General features: G+C 66.2%; 12 protein-coding genes and 2 pseudogenes. 9 read left to right on the top strand and 5 right to left on the bottom strand.

Annotated elements, in window-relative coordinates:
* The 3 genes from C9F11_RS49880 to C9F11_RS45105 all read left to right on the top strand — a co-directional run bounded on the left by C9F11_RS49880 (position 1) and on the right by C9F11_RS45105 (position 8571).
* Complete coding sequence (locus C9F11_RS49880; RefSeq protein ID WP_138968264.1) at positions 1-4056, top strand: SDR family NAD(P)-dependent oxidoreductase; 4056 nt, start codon at positions 1-3, stop codon at positions 4054-4056.
* The gene (locus tag C9F11_RS45100; RefSeq protein ID WP_138968266.1) at positions 4053-6305 is read left to right on the top strand and encodes a beta-ketoacyl synthase N-terminal-like domain-containing protein; all 2253 of its coding nucleotides are present in this window, start codon (positions 4053-4055) and stop codon (positions 6303-6305) included. Before C9F11_RS49880 ends, C9F11_RS45100 begins: the two co-directional genes overlap by 4 nt.
* A gap of 694 nt (positions 6306-6999) precedes the next feature.
* A complete protein-coding gene (locus tag C9F11_RS45105; protein ID WP_138968268.1) occupies positions 7000-8571 on the top strand; it encodes an acyl-CoA carboxylase subunit beta in 1572 nt (523 codons plus the stop codon).
* A 1023-nt stretch (positions 8572-9594) separates the two neighbouring features.
* Here C9F11_RS45105 and C9F11_RS49385 read toward each other — a convergent pair.
* Genes C9F11_RS49385 through C9F11_RS45125 form a run of 3 tightly spaced genes read right to left on the bottom strand, consistent with a single transcriptional unit; the run spans position 9595 to position 11043 of the window.
* Positions 9595-10413, bottom strand: coding sequence for a transposase (locus C9F11_RS49385; RefSeq protein WP_346347485.1), 819 nt, complete (start codon positions 10411-10413; stop codon positions 9595-9597).
* Positions 10317-10820 (bottom strand): transposase, encoded by a 504-nt coding sequence (locus C9F11_RS45120; protein WP_138968825.1) that lies wholly within the window; start codon positions 10818-10820, stop codon positions 10317-10319. The genes C9F11_RS49385 and C9F11_RS45120 overlap by 97 nt, the downstream gene beginning before the upstream one ends.
* Entirely contained in the window at positions 10813-11043 is a 231-nt protein-coding gene (locus tag C9F11_RS45125; RefSeq protein ID WP_138968273.1) for a hypothetical protein, read from the bottom strand. The genes C9F11_RS45120 and C9F11_RS45125 overlap by 8 nt, the downstream gene beginning before the upstream one ends.
* 762 nt (positions 11044-11805) lie before the next feature.
* On the opposite strand from C9F11_RS45125, the gene C9F11_RS45130 reads away from it, so the two are divergent.
* On the top strand, positions 11806-13062 hold the full coding sequence (locus C9F11_RS45130; protein WP_138968827.1) for an IS110 family transposase: 1257 nt from the start codon (positions 11806-11808) through the stop codon (positions 13060-13062).
* A 22-nt stretch (positions 13063-13084) separates the two neighbouring features.
* Here C9F11_RS45130 and C9F11_RS45135 read toward each other — a convergent pair.
* Positions 13085-13423, bottom strand: a pseudogene (locus C9F11_RS45135) (transposase); the annotation flags it as partial.
* A gap of 208 nt (positions 13424-13631) precedes the next feature.
* Between C9F11_RS45135 and C9F11_RS45140 the strand changes: the two are divergent.
* Together C9F11_RS45140 and C9F11_RS45145 are read left to right on the top strand one after the other, a co-directional pair.
* Positions 13632-15088 (top strand): annotated as a pseudogene (locus C9F11_RS45140) (NF041680 family putative transposase).
* A 202-nt stretch (positions 15089-15290) separates the two neighbouring features.
* Positions 15291-15587, top strand: coding sequence for a transposase (locus tag C9F11_RS45145; protein ID WP_249402356.1), 297 nt, complete (start codon positions 15291-15293; stop codon positions 15585-15587).
* Positions 15588-15746: 159 nt separating this feature from the next.
* On the opposite strand, the gene C9F11_RS45155 is transcribed toward C9F11_RS45145, so the two are convergent.
* Positions 15747-16946 carry an IS110 family transposase gene (locus C9F11_RS45155; protein ID WP_138958988.1) on the bottom strand — a complete coding sequence of 400 codons (1200 nt, stop codon included), beginning with the start codon at positions 16944-16946 and terminating at the stop codon, positions 15747-15749.
* A 266-nt stretch (positions 16947-17212) separates the two neighbouring features.
* Between C9F11_RS45155 and C9F11_RS45160 the strand changes: the two genes are divergently transcribed.
* The 3 genes from C9F11_RS45160 (at position 17213) to C9F11_RS45170 (ending at position 21037) form a co-directional block, all read left to right on the top strand.
* A complete protein-coding gene (locus C9F11_RS45160) occupies positions 17213-18721 on the top strand; it encodes an IS1182 family transposase (RefSeq protein WP_249402357.1) in 1509 nt (502 codons plus the stop codon).
* A gap of 94 nt (positions 18722-18815) precedes the next feature.
* Positions 18816-19151: a hypothetical protein gene (locus C9F11_RS49390; protein WP_249402358.1), complete on the top strand. Its 336-nt coding sequence runs from the start codon at positions 18816-18818 to the stop codon at positions 19149-19151.
* 527 nt (positions 19152-19678) lie between these two features.
* Positions 19679-21037: a PAS domain S-box protein gene (locus C9F11_RS45170; protein WP_138968275.1), complete on the top strand. Its 1359-nt coding sequence runs from the start codon at positions 19679-19681 to the stop codon at positions 21035-21037.
* The last annotated feature ends 9 nt before the right edge of the window (positions 21038-21046 follow it).

The following is a 21046-nucleotide window of genomic DNA, read 5'->3' on the forward strand; positions in this document are numbered from 1 at the left end:
ATGGCAGGGGACAGCCCCGCGGCGCCCACGACGAACGAAGAGCAAATGCGAGCCTATCTGAAGCGGGTGGCGGTGGAGCTGCGGCGTTGCCGCAACCGGGTACAGGAGCTGGAGGAGGGTGCGTATGAGCCCATCGCGGTGATCGGAGTGGGATGCCGCTTCCCCGGAGGCGTGCGCTCCCCCGAAGACCTGTGGAACCTCGTCCTGACGGAACAGGACGCCATCGGCCCCTTCCCCACCGACCGCCACTGGGACCTGGAACAGCTCTACGACCCCGACCCGGACCGCGCGGGAACCTGCTACGCCCGCGAAGGCGGCTTCCTCTACGACGCCGCCGGCTTCGACGCCGACTTCTTCCACATCTCCCCCCGCGAAGCCCTCGCCATGGACCCCCAGCAAAGACACCTCCTCGAAGTCGCCTGGGAAGCCCTCGAACACGCCGGCATCAACCCACACACCCTCCGCGGCACCCCCACCGCCGTCTACGCGGGCGTCATGGCTGGCGACTACGCCGGATGTTTCTCGGGCGGTTCGGAAGAGGTGGCAGGCCGCCTCGCCACTGGCACTGCCGCGAGTGTGGTGTCGGGGCGGATCGCCTACACGCTCGGCCTCGAAGGCCCCGCGATCAGCATCGACACCGCATGCTCCTCATCCCTGGTCGCCACCCACCTCGCCTGCCAAGCACTCCGCCAACACCACACCCCACTCGCCCTCGCCGGCGGCGTCACCATCATGTCAACACCCGGCACCCTCACCGAATTCAGCCAACAACGAGCCCTCGCACCCGACAGCCGATGCAAACCCTTCGCAGCCGCCGCCAACGGAACCGCACTCGCCGAAGGCGCCGCCCTCCTCGTCCTCGAACGCCTCACCGACGCCCAACACAACAACCACCCCATCCTCGCCCTCATCCGAGGAACCGCCATCAACGAAGACGGCGCCAGCAACGGCCTGTCCGCACCCAACGGCAACGCACAACAACGCGTCATCCACCAAGCCCTCACCAACGCCCGCCTCACACCCCACGACATCGACGCAATCGAAGCCCACGGCACCGGCACCACACTCGGCGACCCCATCGAAGCCAACGCCCTACTCACCGCATACGGAACCAACCGACCCACCACCCACCCACTCTGGCTCGGATCCATCAAATCCAACATCGGCCACACCCAAGCAGCCGCCGGAACCGCCGCCACCATCAAAATGATCATGGCCCTACGCAACGCCCAACTCCCCCGCACCCTCCACATCGACCAACCCACCCCACACGTCGACTGGACCACCAACACCCTCCGCCTCCTCACCACCACCATCCCCTGGCCCACCACCCCCCACCCCCGACGCGCCGCCATCTCCAGCTTCGGAATCAGCGGAACCAACGCACACCTCATCCTCGAACAAGCACCCGCCCACGACAGCACCCCGCCGACACCCGTCCACGAAGACCACCCACTCGCGGAACAGCCGTCCGGCACGAGCAGTGGTTCTCTCCTGTGGTTGATGTCCGCACAGAGCGATTCGGCCCTGCGCGCGCAGGCGCAACGGTTGCAGGGCCTCCTTTCCAAACACTCCGCCCTCGGCCACGCCGACCTCGCAAACATCGGCTTCTCCCTGGCCACGACCCGCGCCTCGCTCAACCACAGGGCTGTGCTGATCGCCGACGGCACCCCGGGGTTCCTGGACGCGCTCGAGACACTGGCCGCCGACAAGAACGCTCCCGGCGTCATCCGCGGCACGACCGCACCCCACCCAGCCGAGTCAGACCGCGCGTCAGACCACCAGCAGAGCCTCTCTTCTGCCAGTCCTCTCGCCATGGTGGCCCGCGCCATAGCAGCCGGCGCCAGTGCCGACTGGCACGCCCTCTATCCACAAGCCCGCCGCGTACCGCTTCCCGCCTACCCGTTTCAGCATCGCTCCTACTGGCCCACCGACGCTGCGAGCCCTGCCCGGTCCCCCGTGCCGCCCGAGTCCTCTACATTCTGGGACGCCGTGCACCGTGAGGACATGACCACCCTCAGCGCCGCACTCGGCATCGATGCCGACCAACCGTTCCACCAGGTCGTGCCAAGGCTGGCCGCATGGCACCAGCGTGAACTTGGGAAGGCCCAGGCAGAATCCTGGCGCTACCTGCTGACGTGGAAACAGGAGGCCGGTGTCCCACCCGGAGGCTTGTCAGGGAACTGGCTCCTCTTGACCTCTGCGAATTCCTCCGACACCACGCCACAAACACTGTGCGTTCAGGCGCTCTCCGACCACGGAGCCCATGTCCTTCCCCTCACCGTGCCAGCTGGGGGCGCCGATCGGTCGTCACTGGCCACGCGGCTGCGCGACGCGTTCAGCGACGGCATGCCCCGCGCGGCAGGGATTCTGTCGCTGCTCGCCCTCAGCGAAGAGCCCATCGCCGCACACGCGGCCACTCCAGCCAGCTTCACCACCACCTTGGCACTCCTGGGTGCGCTGGACGACGCCGGCGTTGAGGCCCCACTGTGGTGCGTTACCCGTGACGCGGTACGCGTCGAGGAATCCGACCGCGTGGACCATCCGCTGCAAGCCCTCTGGTGGGGTCTGGGCCGAGTCGCCGCCCTTGAGCAACCACCGCGCTGGGGAGGAGTGATCGACCTTCCGCCGACCTTGGACGACCGCATCGCCAGCCGCCTCGCCACCGTCCTCGCAGCGGCACGCGGCGAGGACGAATACGCACTGCGGCAGACGGGGACGTACGTCCGGCGACTGGCCCGAGCTCCCCTCCCGAGAACCTCGGCGACCCACCGGTGGGCACCGGATGGGACGGTCCTCGTCACAGGCGGCACCAGCGGGGCGGGCGCCGAGGCCGCCCGAATGCTCGCGCGGTCGGGGGCACATCGCCTGGTACTGGCGAGCCGCCGTGGGCAAGCGGCCGCCGGCGCAGCCGAGCTGGCGGCGGAGCTCACCGCCGCAGGAGCCCAGGTCACCCTGGCAGCATGCGACGTGACCGATCTCGCGGCAACCGCCCGGCTCCTGAGCCAGATCCCGGCCGACCACCCCCTCACCGCCATCGTTCACGCCGCAGGCGCCACCGACGACGGGGCACTGGAGAACTTGACGCCTGAGCGCTGTGAGTCGGTACTGCGCCCTAAAGTCATCGGCGCGCTCAATCTCCACGACCTCACTATGGGACTGGACCTCTCCGCATTCGTCCTCTTCTCCTCCGCCGCCGGGACCTTGGGCAGCCCCGGGCAGGCCAACTACGCGGCGGCGAACGCCTTCCTGGACGCCTTAGCCCAGCACCGGGTGGCCCGGGGCCTCATCGCGACCTCTGTGGCCTGGGGCGCCTGGGAAGGAGTGGGCAGCGCCGCTGCCGAAGCCGTGGTATCGCAGATGCGGCACAGAGGTGTCCGAGGTATGGCAGCCGCGTCGGCCTCAGCTGCCCTGGAACGGGAACTTGACCACAGGGAGCCCTTCGCGGTCATCGCCGACCTCGACTGGGATAGGTTCGCCCCCGCGCACACCACGGACCGGCCGTGCCACCTGTTCGACACCATCCCCGAGGCGAAATCCCCGCCCCCCGGGGTCCAAACGCCCGCCGGCAGCACCTCCGTCCCACACCTCGCGCCCGCGCGCCTGGCAGGCATGCCACTCGCCGCCCAGCGTCTGCTGCTCGGCACTGTCATCCGCGAACACGTCTGCGAACTGCTGGGCGTGATCTCCCTGGGCGTGCGGGAGGAGGGACGCAGCTTCACGGAGCTCGGCCTGGATTCCCTGGGGGCGACGAGGCTACGCCGTCGTCTGGAGAGCGGACTGGATATCCGTCTGCCCCTCACCGTCCTCTTCGAGTACCCCACGACCGAGGCTCTCAGGGACCAGTTGCTCCGGATGCTCACCGCCGCGACGCCACCGTCTTCGGGACCAGGGGCAGATGCCGGACCGGACTGTATGCGGCGAGATCGCGCACTCACCGACGATACAGGCGATGGGCTGGATGTGATCGACTCGCTAGACGCTGAGAGCCTGGTCGAGCTCGCACTCGGCACCTCCCAGGGGGATCCAACCACCGACACAGGGACCCGGTCATGAGCACTCCTGAGAAGCTGACTGAAGCGCTGCGTGCCACGCTCAAGGAGGTGGAACAGCTCCGGCAGGCCAACCGGCAGTTGTCCGAGCGGGCCGACGAACCCATCGCCATTGTCGGAATGGACTGCCGCTTCCCGGGCGGCGTCCGCTCTCCCGAGCAGTTGTGGGAGGTGCTCGCCTCGGGTCGCGATGCCGTCACCGACTTCCCCGTTGACCGGGGCTGGGATTTCGCTGCTCTGTACGATCCACTGCCCGGTCGCGCAGGCCACAGTTTCGTCCGTCAGGGAGCGTTCCTTGATGGAGTGGCGGACTTCGACGCGGACTTCTTCGGTGTCGGAGCACGCGAGGCCCTGATGATGGACCCCCAGCACCGGCTGCTCCTGGAGACCTCGTGGACCGCCTTTGAACGAGCGGGCATCAACGCGCGGAAGCTGCAGGGCAGCAGCACCGGGGTATTCGTAGGGATCGGGTACCTCTACTACAACTACGGAACCTTCTTCTACGACAACGCGGAAGAGTTCGAGGGGCACCGGTACCTGGGCAACGCGACCAACCTCGCTTCCGGGCGGTTATCCCGGACCTTCGGCTTCGAAGGGCCCTCGATCACGATGGACACCGGCTGTTCCTCCTCGCTCGCGGCACTGCACACCGCGTGTCGTGCGCTCCGCACCGACGAATGCACGCTCGCCCTGGTGGGCGGTGCCACGGTGATGCCCCATGCGGGAGCCTTCGTCGAGTTCAGCCGCTACCCGTGCGACTCGCTGATCGCGCCGGACGGCCGCAGCAAGGCGTTCTCGGCCGACGCAGATGGAATCGGCTTCTCCGAAGGAGTTGCCGTACTCCTCCTCGAACGGCTCTCCACAGCCGTCCGGGAGCACCATCCGATTCTGGCGATCGTCCGGGGCAGTGCCCTGAACCAGGACGGCACCAAAGAAGGCTTCGAGGCTCCCCGAGGACGGTCCCAACGACGCGTGATCCAGACGGCGTTGGCAGCTTCCGGCCTTGTCGCCGACGAGATCGACGCTGTGGAGGCGCACGGCACGGGAACGCCCTTCGGCGACACGATCGAAGGTGAGGCGATCGCGGCGGTCTACGGGCAAGGACGCCCCAGGAACCAGCCGTTGTGGCTGGGGTCGGTGAAGTCCAACATAGGCCACACCCAAGCCGCCGCGTGCGCGGCCGGAGTCATCAAAATGGTCCTCGCCATGCAGCACGGTGTGCTGCCCCGCACCCTGCACGCCGAGGAGCCGACACCGCACATCGACTGGCAGGGAAGCGGTATGCAGTTGCTGACGCAGGCCCAGCCCTGGCCGAACACCGGGAGGCCACGCAGGGCCGGTGTGTGCTCGTACGGCGTCAGCGGCACCAACGGGCATGTGATTCTGGAACAGGCCCCACTCCCCGCGAACCGGCCACGCCGCCTGGCTGCCAGGGACCGTCCTACCAGCGGGCCACCCGTGCTCTGGGTCCTGTCCGCACGAACCCAGAAGGCACTGCGCGTCCAGGCCCATCAGCTCATCTCAAGGGTCGCTGCGGACCCTGCCCTGGACGTGAGAGACGTCGCCTTCTCCCTGGCCACATGCAGGGCGTACTTCGCCCATCGTGCCGCCGTGGTGACCCGCCATCGCGACGACTTCCTGAAGAGCCTTGCCGCACTCACCTGCGACCATGAAACGGACATGGTGGTCCGCGGAACTGTCAGCAGCGGCAGACTCGCCTTCCTCCTCCCTAGCGAGGACGCGCTGGGCCAACCGGCCGCGGAACCGGAGAGCGAGCGGGCGAGGGCTTGGTTCGGCCACCTGGAACGCTGGGGAATCAGACCCGACGTGCTCCTGAGCACGGCTCAAGAGCCGGGGACCTCATCCCGTACACCAGTCCTGCGCAAGGCTGCGGGCGGCTGGGCAACCGAAGGCGAGACCGCCACAACGCCACGGACTGTGAGCGTTTCCGGACCTGAATCGCACGGGCGGGCATTGCGCGAACACGGTGTCACCACCGTGGTGTCCATCGACGCGCATGGCCTGACAACGGTACAGGCACTCGACGGACCGCCCGATGGCGGCAAGAACTGCGGTCGCCCAGTAGCCACGGGCGGCTACCCCTCAGCTGACGCTCTGGTACGGGTGCTGGCCGCACTCCACGTACGGGGGTTCCCTCCTGACTGGCAGCGCTTCTTCGCCAATACGGATGCGCAAGCCGTGAGCCTGCCGACCTACCCGTTCCAGCGCCAACGGTACTGGCCACTGCCCTGAACCCACGTCGCCCGCCGGACTCGGAGCCAGCAGATGAAAGCAGGGAGGACATCGACGTGTTCTTCGATGAACTTTGGTTCGCGGAGGAACCAGGTGATTCCCCGGAGGTATTCGAGGAACTGCCCGCGTGTCCCTGGCCGCCGGGGCCCATGCCGCCCGAACGCTGGGTGCTTCCGGGAGTAGCCCCCATGGCACGCAAGCTTGCCCAGGGCGCGCACGTCTGCGTTGCCCTGAACGCAGTACGGGCCTGGCCGTCCGGGGCCACGCTAGACCTGGTGATCTTCGCGCGACGCGTTCGGTGGCCAGGACCTCGCTCGTTGGCCCCCTTCCCGCAGCCATTGCCCCGGGCCGGCAAATCCGAAGGGCTGGCCCTTTCCACACGCTACGCCGACGGGCGGCGGGCCTGCACCGCGGACCACCTCGGAACCAGCACCCAGCCAGGAAGGGCCAGCCCCTCCGAAGGCCCAGTCCTGCGCTATGGCGATGGCGGAGGGAGCCCCTTCCTCTATCGCCAGAGCGTCCATCTGTGGCCCTTGCCGCCCCCCGGACGTCTCACCCTCACAGCAGCCTGGCCCGGCCGCGGAGTTCCCGAGAGTCACACCGACCTCGACGCAACCGCGATCCGCGACGCCGCCGGGCAAGCCACCGCCATCTGGCCTGACTTGACCGGCCTCCCATTCTCAGGCGGCTGCACATGAGCGCGGAAGCCACGGGCAGTCAGCACAGCAGCGACCAACCGTGTGCGAACGATGCCGATCGGGCCGTGGCGGACTTGGAGCACCGCAAGGCCGAGTTGCGGGAAAGGGAAATCCTCGCGGCACGGCTGCAGCACGCCAAAGGACGCAGAACAGCCCGTGAGCGCATCGGCATGCTGCTCGACCCCGGATCCTTCACCGAAACCGGAGCCATGGTGAGGCACCACTCGAGGACACCGGGCCTGGTGCGCGACCGGCCCTTCGGCGACTCCGTGGTCACCGGCTTCGGCACCGTCGACGGACGCCACGTCTGTTTATTCGCCCAGGACTTCACAGTATTCGGTGGGAGCCTGGGAGAGGCAGCCGGAGAAAAGATCGTCAAAGTGATGGACCTGGCATCGGAAGCCGGGTGTCCCGTCATCGGAATCAACGACAGTGCTGGCGGCCGCATCCAGGAAGGAGTCGTTGCCCAGAGCCTTTACGGACAGATCTTCCTCCGAAATGTCAGACTCTCCGGCCGGGTCCCCCAGATCTCACTGATCATGGGCCCGTGCGCCGGCGGCGCAGTCTACTCACCTGCCCTAACCGACTTCATCGTCATGACGGAAGAGATCTCACACATGTTCATCACTGGTCCGGCAGTGATCAAGGCGGCTATGGGCGAGGAAGTGGACCTCGAGCGACTCGGCGGCGCCTATACGCACAACACCCGGTCGGGCAATGCCCATTACCTGGCGGCAGATGAGGAAGACGCAATCAATTTCACCAGGAGGCTCCTGTCTTTCCTGCCCTCACACAGCGAAGCAGAGCCACCGGCCTCCAATCCTGACAACAACCTTACCCAGGTACCCGATCGGTTCCTGGACTCCCTGATGCCTCACGTCGCGGCAGAACTCTACGACATGCACGAGGTCGTCACGCGAATCTTGGACAGTGGAACATTCCTGGAAATTCAGCGACTGTTCGCACCCAGCGTGATGGTCGGATTCGGACGCGTCGAAGGGTACAGCGTGGGCGTAGTCGCCAACCAGCCGAACAGCTCCGCCGGTTACCTCGACAACAATTCTTGCGAAAAGACCGCCCGCTTTATCCGGACCTGTGACGCCTTCAACATTCCGGTGCTCACGTTCGTCGATCTCCCCGGCTTCCGACCCGAAGTCGACCAGGCCCGATCCGGCGCAATTCGCCGAGGAGCGAAACTCGCATACGCCTACGCCGAGGCCACAACTCCCTTGATCACCATCATCACAGGCAGAGCATTCGGCGACGGATACACAGTGATGGGCTCCAAACACCTGGGTGCCGACATCAATCTCGCCTGGCCCACCGCCATGATTGGAACCGTAGATGCCGCAGAGGCCTTTCGCGCCCTCCACAGCCCTCCGTCCTCGCGATGGCGCGAGACCGCCACGCAGCACTGCAGTCCCTACATTGCGGCGGAGCGCGGCTATATCGACATGGTCATTCGCCCCTCCGACACCCGGACGCACATCATCCGGGCACTGCGGCTGCTACGCAGCGCATCACAGCCTGCCTTGCCGCCACGAAAGCACGACAACATCCCCCTGTAATCAGAACACCCGGCTGAAACGCAACCCATCTCCCTGTTCGCGCAACAGACAAGCCGAACTACGGCCAGCGACGCCCAGTTATGCCCTCGGCGACCCTGTTGGAACTTCCATCAAATGACCTCGATGTGCCCACGGATGAGTGCGTATACCAGACCGAGAAAGGCTCCGTGGATGCCACCGCGCATCCTCCAGACAGGTCCGTTGCAACGTTCTCGGTCAGCAGCTTCACCGCAGGTCAAGAAGTCCCAATCCTCTGTGGGCATCGGGCTTTCCTGACAGGTAGCCACAGGCGCGTTCGGCGTGCCAGCGCGGGCCGACCTGTTGGGACACCCCCAAGAGTAGACGTACCACCCCTTGACAGACGTCCACCAGAGCCGACTTTCCAACACCCCACCCCCCCTCGAACATGCGTTCCGCGACCCAGACGACACGGACCACAACGACCCGCTTCTAGCCGGTCAACCACTGCGGGAGGAAACCTCGGATATGGCCAATATCGACTATGATTCGTCTCGCCGGGACTCGCCCGGCCCGGAGCGCGCCGCCACCGTCTGCCTCTTGCATCATGCAGGCGGCTCTGCATCACTCTACGCACAATGGAGGCCACACTTCCCACCGCACTGGACTGTCTGCTGTCTGGAACTCCCGGGCCGGGCTCGTTTGAACGGCGAAGCTGTCGAGTCCCCGACACCCAAACAACTCTCTCACCATCTCCTCAAGAGTGTTCCACACGGTCAAAGACCGCTGGCGCTCTTTGGACACAGCATGGGAGCAGTGATCGCTTGTGAACTTGCACAACAGCTAGTAGAAATGAGGAACCCTCCAGTATGGATCGGTCTGTCCGCATGCCCAGCTCCCCATATTCTAGCCACACGTGATCACCTTCATTGCCTACCAGATGCAGATTTGCGGTCCGCCCTGCGCTCCCTTGGCGGGATCCCTAAAGACGTCCTAAGCAACCCAGAAATCTGGGATACCTTCAGCCACACAATCCGTTCCGACCTAAAATCCGCGGAAACATGGTCAGGTCCGTCTACTCAGATCGACATCCCCTTCTCCGTGTTTGGAGGTCGCGACGACCAAAATACGCCCCCTTCTCAACTCCGAGGCTGGGAACACTACCTCGGAACTTATCTGGGAAGCAGAATCTATCCCGGAGGCCATTTCTATCTCAACGCCTGGGCGAACTCCATCGCCCAGCAGATCAGACTTGACCTCCTTACTAGTATCTCGTGATTCTTTGGCACCATTTCGAGTTGCTTGTGACGAGCTCCTTGACACTGGTTTGGACGAGACAGGCCTTCGCTTGACCCAGGGCTTCGGCGTAGTCGTGCGATGTCCGGTTTGGTGTGATTCGAGGCCGAGGAGTGCGAGGGGTCGGTGAGGGGTGCGGGCGTTATGGCGGAGGCCGGCCGCGATGTTCTTCACTCCGGCTGTGCGGAGGGCTCCGATGGCGAGGTTGCGCCAGGTGGCCATCGTGCGGGGCGCGTTGCCGGTCCGTAGCTGGGAGGCGTCCTCGGTGCAGGTGGTGTCGAGGATGTGGTGCAGGGCCTCGATCTTCCAGTGGTCGCGGACGAGTTCGGCGATCTGGGCCGCGGTGGCCCGCTCGGCGGTCAGGCGGGTGACGGCATAGACCGTCTTGACGGTGGTCTTGCCGGTCTTGCGGCCGGTGTGTCGGCATTTGATCTGGACGGCCTGGCGGGCGCCGGGGAAGAGGAGGCTGTGAGGTTGATCCTTTGGAGACTCTACTGGTGAATTCTCCCGGCGGCAGGAGCGGCTGAGGGCTTGAGGCGGGAGAGGCGGGAGATCCACCTGTCGTGCGTGGGGCTGTCGTTCAGCCACGCGTCGGTGCGGACGAGGTTGAGTGCCATGGCGGTCAGGACATGTTGTAGATGGGTTCGGTCCTGTCCTCGATAGCGGGTGTGATGGATGTTGCAGCGCTGGGAGGCTTGGGCGAAGACCGCCTCGACGCCGGCCCGCAGCGTATACCGGTCCTGCCAGGCGGTGGTGGCCTGCTCGGCGCACAGCCGGTGCAGGGCCTCGGACTGCGGACGGGGCCGGAAGGTGAGGTCCCTGGGGTTGACCGCAGAGCGGGTGCAGCGGGATCGGTCCGGACAGCTGGCGCAGTCGGGCAAGCGAAAGGTGACCTGCACGATGGCCAGGGTGCTGCGGCTGCCCGGCCGCTCCCGCCAGTTCCGGCTGATCTTGCCGTTGGGGCAGGTGACCTGCTGGTTGTCCCAGTCAATGATGAAATCGTCGAGATCGAAGGCATCGGGGGTGCGGGCCCGAGCGGCGAGGCAGTGGGCCGGTCAGGGTGACGCCGTGGTCGGCGGCGGCCTTCAGGATGTGGTCCACGCTGGCGTAGGTGGTGTCAACGAGTTCCTCGTCGGGCAGCAGGGCCTGGCGGGCCAGACCGGCGTGACGGGCGGCGTTGGTGTCGCTGTCCATGACCGGGGCGGCAGTGGTGGCCACGTGCACGAGCAGGTGAGGCCGGCATCGCCGCAGACCTCGGTAACATGCGCCTTGTATCCGGTCCAGCCCTGGCCGCGCTTGACCCCGCAGCGGGCGTCCGGGTCGTAGGGGCTGCAGACCACCAGGTGAGCGGGCGGCCTCTCCTTCCCGGTGCGCCAGCGCAGCCCGGTCTCGTCACGGTAGTACTGCTGGACCCACACCAGGCGCAGGACCTGCACGGCGTGCATCTCCCGCAGCCAGCCCGGCGCCTCTGGGCCTTACTGATCGTTTCAGAATCAGATCTTGGTCTGACGTCTCGACTGAGATGTGCTAATCCAGTGCGTAAGCAGATAGCCCGGGCCCGTGCAACGACCCGGGGCGACTGCTCGCGCAGACAGCGAATGCCTGGGTCCCCCCTGGCCGTCAAGGCCTCCTCAAAGAGCGGCATCGCTGTCCGTTGCGGGGCTCGCGGTGCTGACGCGGGGCGCCGGGCTGATGCCTCCGTTTCTCCCGGCCCTTGAGGCCTCTGTCAAGAGCGGCGCAGCCCGGCGCCTCCGTGATCACCGCGAAACTCGCGGCGACTGCTCGAACGTTGATCGTCACGGCGCGAGCCCGCTCCAGAGCCGACCTCTTGTTCATCCGCGAGCCCGCGAACTCTGCAGAAAGATCGAGCCTCTGGAGTGCGCTGGTGTCGCGAACGGCTACTGAGATGGCGGACCAACGAGTCCTTGGATTAGGGCGCCGCGTGACCCGCATGTGCTCGTGACCTGCGTAAACGAACGGATCGGGGAGGATCGCTTGACCGTGTTCTGCGGCATCGACTGGGCGGAGCACCACCACGACGTCGCCCTCGTCGACGAAGCTGGCACTCTGCTCGCCAAGGCCCGTATCACCGACGACGCCGCCGGCTACCACCAGCTCCTAGCGGTCCTGGCCGAGCACGGTGACAGCCCAGAAGACCCGATACCGGTGGCCATCGAGACCAGCCACGGCCTCCTGGTCGCGAGCCTGCGCACTGGTAGTCGTCGGGTCTTCGCGATCAACCCGCTCGCCGCTGCCCGCTACCGCGACCGCCACGGCGTCAGCCGCAAGAAGTCCGACCCCGGCGACGCCCTGGTCCTGGCGAACATCCTGCGCACCGACATGCACGCCCACCGGCCCCTGCCGGCCGACTCCGAACTCGCCCAGGCCATCACAGTCCTGGCCCGAGCCCAGCAGGACGCCGTCTGGACTCGGCAGCAGGTCGCCAACCAGGCCCGCTCGCTCCTACGCGAGTACTACCCCGCTGCTCTGCTGGCTTTCCAGGGGAAACAAGGCAATCTGACCAGGGCTGATGCCCGTGTCATCCTCACTTTGGCCCCGACCCCGGCCAAAGCCGCGAAGCTCACCCTCACCCAGTTGCGGGCCGCCCTCAAACGCAGTGGCCGCCTCCGCGGCTGCGACGCAGAAGCCGAACGGCTGCGGGCTGTCTTCCGCGCCGAGTACGCCCACCAGCTGCCCGGCGTCGAGGACGCCTTCGGTCACCAGCTCCTAGCCCTGCTCAAGCAGCTGGACGCCGCCTGCGAGGCCGCTGACGACCTCGCGGAGGCGGCCACATCCGCCTTTCACCAGCACACCGACAGCGAAATCCTGCTCAGCTTCCCGGGCCTTGGGCCCATGCTCGGCGCCCGCGTGCTCGCAGAGCTGGGCGACGACCGGGCACGGTTCGCCGACGCCCGGGCGCTGAAGTCGTACGCCGGATCCGCGCCGATCACCCGGGCCTCCGGCAAGAAGCGGTTCGTCGGCCGCCGCTTCGTCAAGAACAATCGCCTCATCAACGCCGGCTTCCTCTGGGCCTTCGCCGCCCTCACCGCCTCACCAGAAGCGAACGCGCACTACCGACGCAGACGCGAACACGGAGACTGGCATGCCGCCGCCCAACACAACTTGCTGAACCGCTTCCTCGGCCAGCTCCACTACTGCCTCAAGACCCGGCAGCATTTTGACGAACAGGCGGCCTTCGCACCGCTCCTGTCACCTCCGACCGACCAGGCGGCTTGACTTCCTGGCCCCCTGAGATGTCTTTGAGAGCCCGGACATGCGAGCCATCGATCGAGCAGTCATCCATGTCGGGCAGGTCGGCCCGGCGAAGCTCGGTCAGCAGGGCTGCGTGCAGGCGCGGCCAGACGCCAGCCGCGGTCCAGTCCCGCAGGCGGCCCCAGGCCGTCACCCCAGAGCACCCGACCGCTTCGGCCGGGACATCGCGCCAGGCGACGCCGGTCCGCAGTACGTACATGACCCCGGTGAGTGCCGCCCGGTCGGGAACGCACAGTCGCCCGGGGCGGCGGCGTCGCTCAGGAGCGGGTGGCAGGAGCGGAGCCACGCGCTCCCACAGGCCATCCGGAACAAGATCAGCACGCACCCGGACACCTTGCCGACCAAGATCGCCAGGCGCAAGACCAGCCGTTCAACTCATTCTGAAACGATCAGTTAGCTTGTGATTTATGGTGTGGCGTCGAACGCGACTCGAACTTGATCAGTGTTTTCGCAGTTCAGCGGACGCGAAGGCGGCCTTCGTCTGATCCTGTGCTCCGTCACAGAGGCAGAGGAACAGCACGAAGGCCGTGGTTGTGAGTCTGGAGCATCAGGATGTCCTGCGGGATGCGTTCGCGGAAGTGTCACGCTTCAGGACGGAGTTGTACGCATCTCTGACCGCGCGGGGCGACGCCATGTTCGAGTTGTGTGATGCGTTGTTGTGCACGGACGGGCCAGTGCGGACGCTGGTCGATCTCGCACTCGCACCGGAACACCGCCGCGGGCACGGCGCCCTTTACGGTGGCCTGAACCAGGGGCGGATCGATGTCGCCCGATTGCGTCGCGCGCTGGCCGGGATGCCGCTGCCGAAGGCGGCGGACGGCCGGATCGTCCTGGCCGCGGACGTCTCGCCGTGGCTGCGGCCGGGCGCCGGTACCTGCGCTGACCGGGCCTTCGGCCACACCTTCGGCCGCGGGGAAGGCAAGCACCAGATGGTCCCGGGCTGGCCCTACTCGTTCGTCGCCGCGCTGGAGACCGGCCGCACGTCCTGGACGGCAGTGCTTGACGCGGTCCGTCTGGAGCCCGGCGCTGACGTCGCTGCAGTGGCCACGGTCCAACTCCGCGAGGTCGTCGAACGGCTCGTGGCCGCCGGCCAGTGGAAGCCGGGTGACCCGAAGGTCCTGGTCGTCCTGGACGCCGGCTACGACGCACCCCGCATCGCCCATCTGCTGGGCGGCCTGCCCGTCGAGATCCTCGGCCGTCTCCGCTCCGACCGCGTCATGCGGCGCCCGACACCACCACGAGTGTGTCGGCCAGGCCGTCCGCCCAAGCACGGGGGCGAGTTCGTCTTCGGCGACCCCGCTACCTGGGACACCGAGCAGGTGGTGACCGTCACCGACACCCGGCTCTACGGGAAGGCGACCGCGCAGGCGTGGGACCGACTGCATCCGAGGCTGACGCGTCGGGCGGCCTGGCTCGACCACGAGGGCCGCTGCCACTCATCGAGGGCACTGTCATCCGCCTGGTCGTGGAGAAGCTGCCCAGCGGCGGGGTCAACAAGCCGGTCTGGCTGTGGTGGTCGGGCACCGACGCCACCGCGGACGACGTGGACCGCTGCTGGCAGTCCTTCCTGCGGAGATTCGACATCGAGCACACGTTTCGCCTGTTCAAGCAGACCCTCGGATGGACCAAGCCCCGGCTTCGCAGCTCGGAGGCGGCCGACCGGTGGACCTGGCTGGTGATCTCCGCATATGCCCAGCTTCGGCTCGCCCGTCCCCTGGCCACCGACCTCCGGCGTCCCTGGGAGAAACCGTCTCCGCCGAACAGACTCACACCCGCCCGCGTCCGCAGGGGTTTCAGAAACCTGCGCACGAAGACCGGCTCTCCGGCCGGTGTACCGAAACCGACACGGCCCGGCCCCGGCCGTCCGCCCGGCTCGAAGAACCACCGCCCGGCCACCCGCCATGACGTGGGCAGAGTCCTCGCGACCGGCGAGGCCTACGCACGACCCGCCCACCACCAGAAGGGCACGAAACCCCGGCGAACTGGATAAATGACAAGTTGAGTCCCTGTCCGGAAACTTCGGGGCCCCTCAGCCGGCGCGATCGCGTGATCACGAGGCATGCTCGGGACGGTTTTGTAGGTTGCTGCCGTTGTTGAGGTGCCCGATGTCCGTCCGTCCCCGTGCCTGTGTGCAGGTCCCGCCCCTGACCGCGCAGGTCGCGCGGGCGAGCAACCCCCGTGGGGCGACGGCCATGTGGGTATACGACCGGCTGGACGGACTATGGCATGACGAGGACTTCACGGCGTGGTACCCACGCGACGGGCGGCCCGGGCTATCGCCGGCCCAGTTCGCCACCGTCTCCGTCCTCCAGTTCCTGCTCAACCTGTCGGACCGTCAGGCAACGGAGGCGGTCCGCTGCCGCATTGACTCTGTCGGGGATCTTGAGGATCCCCGGCTGCGCAGCATGATCAACGGGCATGCTCGGGTAGTTCCGCCGACCGAGGCTGTTGTCGAGGTGCCCGTTGTCCCTTCGCCCCCGTTCCGGTGAGCACGTTCCGCCTCTGACCGCGCAGGTCGCGCGGGCGAGCAATCCGGCTGGTACGACGGCGATATGGGTGCGGGACCGCCTCGATGGGCTGTGGTGCGATGAGGACTTCGCCGACTGGTACCCGCGGGACGGGCGCCCGGGGCATCTCAATGCCCTTTGTCAAGCGGCCCGAGGCAGGGGTGGGGTTGCGGTGAACAGCCGTTTGTCGCGGAGCATGGCCCACAGGACATCCACTCGTCGCCGGGCCAGCGAGAGCACGGCCTGGGTATGCAACAGCCCCTCCTTGCGCTTCTTGCGGTAGTAGTCCTGGGACGGGCCGGGCAGCGTCATCGCCGTGTGGGCGGACATGTAGAAGACGTGCCGCAGGCGCCGGTTGTAGTGCTTGGGCCGGTGCATGTTGTTGGTCCGTCGGCCGGAGTCTCGTGGGACGGGGGCGAGGCCGGCGTGAGCGGCCAGGTGACCTGCGTCCTTGTGCGAGGTCATGTCGCCGACGAGGGCCAGGAACTCGGCGCCGAGGATTGGGCCCATGCCGGGCATGGACTCGATGATTTCGGCCCGCTCGTCCGTGCGGAACAGGGCGGCAATGGCCTGCTCGTTCTCCTTGATTCGTTCGTCCAGTTCGAGGACACGATGGGCCAGCTCGTTCACGAGCTTCGCCGCCAGATCCTCGCCGGGCAGCACAGTGTGTTGCGAGGCGGCGGCCTCGACGGCACGCTCGGCGAACACGGCTGGGGTCCGCACCTTCCGGCGCGCAAGCCATTCCGTCAGCCGTTTCACTCCCATGCGCCGGATGGCGGCCGGTGTCTGGTAGCCGGTCAGCAGGACCAGCCCCGGCCGCTTGCGGAACTCGAAGGCCCGCTCCAGGGCCGGACAGACACCGACCAGGACCTCGCGCAGCCGGTTGATCAGCCGAACCCGGTCAGAGATGAGGTCCTGGCGGTAGCCAACGAGAAGCTGGAGCCCGCTGGACAGCTCCACCGACGGCTCAATGGGGCGGAAGTCCCGCCGTAGCCGGGCCAGGTCGGCGATGATCCGGGCGTCCTTGGCGTCGGTCTTGCCCTCGCCGCGGTAGGCACCGGTCATGCGGTTCACGGTCTTGCCGGGGATGTAGACGACCTGCTGGCCACGCGCGAGCAGAAGGGTCAGCAGCAGAGCGGACGGGCGGCTGGAGATGTCCACCGCCCAGCGGACCTCCTCCGCCATGGCCAGCACGTCGGCGAGAAGCGAGAGGACCTCGCCCTCGTCGTTGATCACCTTCCGCGACAGTAGCCGTTCACCGTCGCCGTCGATCGCCGCCGCCCAGTGGTGACCCTTGCCCGCGTCGATGCCCACCCAGATCAGCTGATGTCTCGTACCCACCGCGCGTCCTCACCCCTAGTGACCTGCAAGTTCGTGGTCCGAGGAACACCCCGCCGTCGAAGCCTTAGTCAGCGATGGGTCGCAACTCTCAATCAGCAGTCAGAGCGTCCAAGGGAACCGGGCGGCCATGCCCCGGGAGCCATCTGCGCGGCACTTTCTCATCAGCCACACCCGGTTCCCCCGGACCAGATCAAACCTGCCCAAGTCGCCTTAGAACCACACCAACAGTTCTAAGGCTCTCTCCTGCCCAGCTGGCCACCGTCTGTGTGCTGCAGTTCCTGCTCGGTCTGTCGGACCGGCAGGCCGCGGAAGCGGACCGCTGCCGCATCGACTTCAAGTACGCGATGGCCATGGAGCTGGACGATCCCGGATTCCATCACAGTGTGCTGGCCGACTTCCGCGACCGTCTCGCCGAGGACGACCGCGCCGACCGCCTCCTCGACCTCGCGCTGGCCCGCCTCAAGGAGGCCAGACTGGTGCGCGAGCGCACCACGCAGCGCACCGACTCCACCCACGTCCTGGCCGCGGTGCGCGACCTGACCCGCCTGGAGCTGATCACCGAGGCAGTCCGCGCCGCACTCGAAGAAGTCGCTGGTTCTTCCCCGCACCTGCTCGACGGCCTGGTCGACGAGGACTGGGGGCTCCGCTACGGCCGGCCGGTCCGTCTGGGCAAGAACCCCACCAAGCCCATGACCAGGATCCTCGCCACCGGAAACGACGCCGCCCGGCTCCTGGAACACCTCTACCGGCACGGAGCAGACCGCACGCCCGGCTCCCGTGTCCAGGCCCTGCGCCAGATCATGGTGCAGAACTACCACCGTGATCAGGCAGGTCGGCTGCGCTGGCGCACCGCCGAGAAGGAAGGCGGGCCTGGACTGCCGTCCTCGTCCCGGGCGATCGTCTCGCCCTACGACACCTCGGCCCGCTACGCGAGGCACGGGCACATCATCAGCTGGAAGGGGTTCGCCGCTCATCTGACGGAGACCTGTGCTCCCGACGGCCCCAACGTGATCACGGATGTCGCGACCACTGCGGCTACCACCCACGACAGCCAGGTCCTGCCCGGCATCCACACCCGCCTGGCGCGTCGCGGACTGCTGCCCGCCGAGCACCTGGTCGACACTGGCTACACCTCCCTGCCCCACCTGGAACAGGCCACCCGTGAACACCAGGTCACCGTCTCCGGGCCGCTGAAGAGCAACCCCACCCACCAGCACCGCCGAGGCGAGGGCTTCGCCCGGGACGACTTCCACATCGACTACGACCGTCAGCAGGTCACCTGCCCCCAGGGACAGGTCAGCGCGGGCTGGCACGGCCCCTACCCGACCTCCTCGCCGACCGCGGCCCCGCTGATCGTGGCCAGATTCACCAAGACCCAGTGCCAGCCCTGCCCGGCCCGCACCCAGTGCACCACCGCCCGCGAAAGCCACCGCACCGTGGGCTTTCCCCCACGAGAACTCCGCGACCTGCAACTCCGCGTCCGCGCCGAACAGCAGAAGCCCGAGTGGAAGACCCGCTACGCGGTCCGCTCCGGAGTGGAGGGCACGGTCAACGAGTTCGCCCACGGCCACGGCATGCGGCGCTGCCGCTACCGAGGACAGGGAAAGGCCCACATCCAGCACATCCTGACGGCCATCGCCGTCAACATCGAGCGCCTCAGCCAACTGCCACCGGCCGAGGAAGCCTCCCCACCCCGCCGACCGACCGCCTTCCAGCACTACCTCGACCAGCACGCGATACCCCGGCCCAAGTCCTGGCGAGCCCTGGGCACCTGACCCTGGCACTTCCAAGATCCCCGACAGAGTCAAGGCCCTGCCCAGCATCCACCAGCGGCTGAGCAGGCGGCGTCTGCTGCCCGAAGAACACCTGGTGGACAGCGGATACACCTCAGCCGCGGCCATCGACACCGCAGCCCGCGAGCACGGCGTCGAGCTGGTCGGTCCCCTCCCCGCCAGGGGACGAAGCTGGCAGCGCAAGCAGCAGACCGGCTTCGCCCGCGAGGACTTCGTCATCGACTTCGATCGGCGCACCGTCACTCGCCCCCAAGGCAAGGTCACCGGCCGCTGGGCCCAGGCCCCGGCCATGGCCCCCCTACACCGCGGCCCGTTTCCACCAGACCCATTGCACTCCATGCCCAGTGCGTTCCTCCTGCACCAGCGGAACCTCGCCCCGGACCGTCAACTTCCTCCCGCGGCATCTGCATGAGCTCCAACCCAAGAATCGCTCTGACCAGCAGGATCCCGCATGGCGGCGACTCTACGGCTGCCGGTCCGGGATCGAGGGCACCGTGAACGAGATCGTCAACGGCCATCGGATGCGCCGCTGCCGCTGCCGCTGCCACGGACTGGCCAAGACCCACGTTCAGCACATCCTGACCGCGATCGCCATCAACGCCGAACGTCTCAGCGAACAGAGCGCAGAGCCCTCCCCTACCGTCCCCGCCCCCCGACCACGTTCCAGCGCTACCTCGAAGAGCGAGGACTGCCCCGACCGCTGTGGTGGCGCCAAGGCAAATGATCAGGACTGCCAAGATCCCCGACAGAGTCGTCCACCGAACCAGCCAACGACATCACGAACCATGGCAAAGCCCTGCCGAAGAAACTTCCCTTTGTCAATTCATGAACTTCCAGCTCACTCGTATGGGCTGGAAGACCAAAACCATGCAACCTTAGGCTGGTAAGGGTTGTCGATTTCAAGGAATCGTTGAATCGGCTAGCGCGTAGAGGTGATCAATGAACACAGACAGGAAGCCTGGGATTAACTTCTTGCCAGCTGCCGTTATTGAAAGCCTACCCATTGCCATATGGGCTACGGACTTGGATTTTCATCTGACCCACTTCATTGCGGCACCTGAACTTGATATCCTGATCTCAGGATCTTCTGTTATCGTAATACAGGACGGGCGGCGTGGATATGATGTTCGATACCCGCAGCACCCGGACGTCGCAGCCCACCTTCGGGCCCGGGCAGGTGAGACCGTAACTTGGCAGACGGGCCGGGGAGAATCGGCAAGAGCTTGCGTGGCTCCGATCAAAGAAAGCGATGGGAAGGTCGTTGGCGTAGTTGGCGCCGCAGTGGATCTGGCGGCCCTGAGGGAAGAGGAGCATCGTAGGGAGTGCGCCGAGGAGGTTCTATATACTCTATTGGATAGAGGTGACTACGCGGCAGCCCTCCTAGATAAAGATGATCGTGTAATTTACGCAAACGAAACATATTTGGAAGCCGTGGGTATGCCATTGAGGGAGGTTCTTGGAAATCCAGAATATCCCATCATGAAAGATCCTTCAGGCGAGAACGGAAAGCTTGCTGGAGAGGGCGAAGGCCCCACGAGCGGGAGGAAGGATTCCCCGGGGAATAGGTTCAAGTCACGTCGCTTCGCTATTTCCCAGTCGGGTGTGGATATTAAGATGCACCTCGCCATCGACGTTAGCGAGGTAAATGCTATTCGCGGCGCCCTTCGTCGGAGTGAGAGGCTCTATAGAGCAGCCTTGGAAGGAATTGGCAAGCCAGCCTCTGTTGTCACACTGCAGGGTCGGATCGAAGGCGCAAATAGGGAGTTTGCTGAAATGTTGAAAAGCCCCCAACGGCAGATCGCTGGAATGCATATCGACGACTTTGCCATGCCATCCGAACGTGATACTCTTGCAGCGTTGCGGGAGTCCTTCGGTCGGGGAGCGCGAGGTCCGGTTAACGGCAGGTTGCTGTTTAGGGTCGATGGGCAAGCCATCCTGGGGGAGGTTGAAATCCGCCCCCTTCCCTCGCCTGAGGGTCACGACCTTGAAATCTGGACAGTTCTCAGCTGGGGGGATCCGGTCGAGCAAATGGCGCGCACCGTCAGAGGCTCCTCTAACATCACTGAGATCGATCAAAAAGTGCTTGAACTCTTGGCGGCAGGTTACAGTAACAGCGAAATCGCTTCAGATCTTTCCCTGAGTCGCCAGGGTCTTGATTATCGACTCAAAATTCTCCGGAAGAGGCTGAGGGCGGACAGTCGGGGCGCCATTATTGCACGTGCCTACAACCAAGGACTCTTGGATGTATATTCTTGGCCGCCTCGGTGCTCGCCAACTGCGGGGCTTTTGGGAAATTGAGTGGCCCCT

This window comes from Streptomyces sp. YIM 121038 (genome assembly GCF_006088715.1).
Taxonomy (GTDB): Bacteria; Actinomycetota; Actinomycetes; order Streptomycetales; family Streptomycetaceae; genus Streptomyces.